This is a genomic window from Corynebacterium sp. Marseille-Q4381 (assembly GCF_036881695.1).
Lineage (GTDB): Bacteria > Actinomycetota > Actinomycetes > Mycobacteriales > Mycobacteriaceae > Corynebacterium.
In genome coordinates, this window is the sequence record NZ_JBAJNR010000020.1 from 1,793 (window position 1) to 4,292 (window position 2,500).

Annotated in this window: 1 rRNA gene (only partly in view); it reads left to right on the forward strand. The window is 54.0% G+C overall.

The annotated features are described in order from the left end of the window. The first annotated feature begins 292 nt into the window (after positions 1-292). Positions 293-2,500: ribosomal RNA gene (locus V6D40_RS10850) — 23S ribosomal RNA — on the forward strand (it continues 862 nt past the right edge of the window).

Below are 2,500 nucleotides of genomic sequence, written 5' to 3' on the forward strand. Positions count from 1 at the left end.
GCCTTGTATGGGTTGTGGTTGTGGTGTGCGCGGTTGATCACGGTTTGCAGTAATCACGTGTATCAAACAAAAGTTTTTTGGTGTTGGCATGCTGTTGGGTGTCTGGGGCAGCACAGTGGTTGTGTGTCCTTGACTTGCATTGCTTGCATGCGCGTTTGTGTGTGTGGGTGTGTGGGTGTGGTGTGTGAGAACTGGAGAGTGGACGCGAGCATTATTTTTTGCTTTTTTCTTTGTGTCTTAGTGTGCGCATTGTGCATGCCGTGTGGTGTGTGTGGTGCGTTGTGATTGTGTGTGTTTGTTGATCAAGGGCGTACGGTGGATGCCTTGGCATGCTGGGCCGATGAAGGACGTGTGAGGCTGCGTTATGCCTCGGGGAGTTGCCAACAAAGCGTTGATCCGAGGATGTCCGAATGGGGAAACCCCGTACCAGTTGTGTGGTGCGACCTGCAGGTGAATGCATAGCCTGTATGGGGGTTAACGCGGGGAAGTGAAACATCTCAGTACCCGCAGGAGAAGAAAACAAGTGTGATTCCGTGTGTAGTGGCGAGCGATAGCGGATGAGGCTAAACCATGTGTGTGTGATACCTGGGTAGGGGTTGCGCATGTGGGGTTGTGGGGCAACAGCTCGGTGGGCTACCTGACCGCCGCAGCAGGTTGGTGTGTGTAAGCGGAAGCGCCTGGGATGGTGCACCGGAGTAGGTGATGAGTCCTGTACGTGAATGCGCATGCTGGTGTTGTGTTGTTGTTCCCGAGTAGCAGCGGGCTCGTGGAATCTGCTGTGAATCTGCCGGGACCACCCGGTAAGCCTAAATACTCAGTGTGACCGATAGTGAATTAAGTACCGTGAGGGAATGGTGAAAAGTACCCCGGGAGGGGAGTGAAAGAGTTCCTGAAACCGTGCGCTTACAATCCGTCAGAGCACCTCAACGTGTGTGTGATGGCGTGCCTTTTGAAGAATGAGCCTGCGAGTCAGCGGCATGTCGCGAGGTTAACCAAGTGTGTTGGGTAGCCGTAGCGAAAGCGAATCCGAAATGGGTGGTAAGTGGCATGTCCTGGACCCGAAGCGGGGTGATCTACCCATGGCCAGTGTGAAGCAGCTGTAAGAGGTTGTGGAGGCGCGAACCCACTTAGGTTGAAAACTGAGGGGATGAGTTGTGGGTAGGGGTGAAAGGCCAATCAAACTCCGTGATAGCTGGTTCTCCCCGAAATGCATTTAGGTGCAGCGTCATGTGAGCTTGCCGGAGGTAGAGCTACTGGTTGGTTGAGCGGGACTATCATCTTAGCAATGTCAGCCAAACTCCGAATGCCGGTTAAAGTGTTGCATGGCAGTGAGACTGTGGGGGATAAGCTTCATAGTCGAGAGGGAAACAGCCCAGATCGCCGGTTAAGGCCCCTAAGGGTGTACTAAGTGGAAAAGGATGTGGGATCGCGAAGACAGCCAGGAGGTTGGCTTAGAAGCAGCCACCCTTGAAAGAGTGCGTAATAGCTCACTGGTCGAGTGGTTCCGCGCCGACAATGTAGTGGGGCTCAAGTACACCGCCGAAGCCGCGGCAAAACATTATGTTTTGGGTAGGGGAGCGTCGTATATGGGGTGAAGCACGATCGTAAGGGCGTGTGGACTGTATGCGAGTGAGAATGCAGGCATGAGTAACGAGAGATACGTGAGAATCGTATCCGCCGAATGATCAAGGGTTCCTGGGTCAAGTTCGTCTTCTCAGGGTGAGTCGGGTCCTAAGGCGAGGCCGACAGGCGTAGTCGATGGTGAACGGGTTGATATTCCCGTACCCGTGGTATCGCGACCAATGCTGAAGCAATGATACTAACCACCCGGAACTGTGCCTGCCTGCATCTTTGATGCGGGTGGGTGTGGTGATGCGTGGGGCCTGATTTGTGGTAGGTAAGTGATGGGGTGACGCAGAGTGGTAGCCACGCCAGTTATTGGATTCTGGTGCAAGCGTGTAGCACGGCATCTTGTCAAATGCGGATGCCAATACAGTGTGAGGCGTGATGCGTAGCCCTTATGTGGGTGATGGTGGTGATCCTGTGCTGCCGAGAAAAGCCTCTAGCGATGTGGTGTCACGGCCCGTACCCGAAACCGACACAGGTGATCAGGTAGAGCATACTAAGGCGGTCGGGTGAACTGTGGTTAAGGAACTCGGCAAATTGCCCCCGTAACTTCGGGAGAAGGGGGACCTCACTAGGTTCAGAGCTAGGTGGGGTCGCAGAGAAGAGAGGGGAGCGACTGTTTATCAAAAACACAGGTCCGTGCGAAGACGGTTAAGTTGATGTATACGGACTGACGCCTGCCCGGTGCTGGAAGGTTAAGAGGACCTGTTAGGTAGCAATACCGAAGCGGAGAATTTAAGCCCCAGTAAACGGCGGTGGTAACTATAACCATCCTAAGGTAGCGAAATTCCTTGTCGGGTAAGTTCCGACCTGCACGAATGGCGTAACGACTCCCCTGCTGTCTCAACCACAGACCCGGTGAAATTGCAGTACG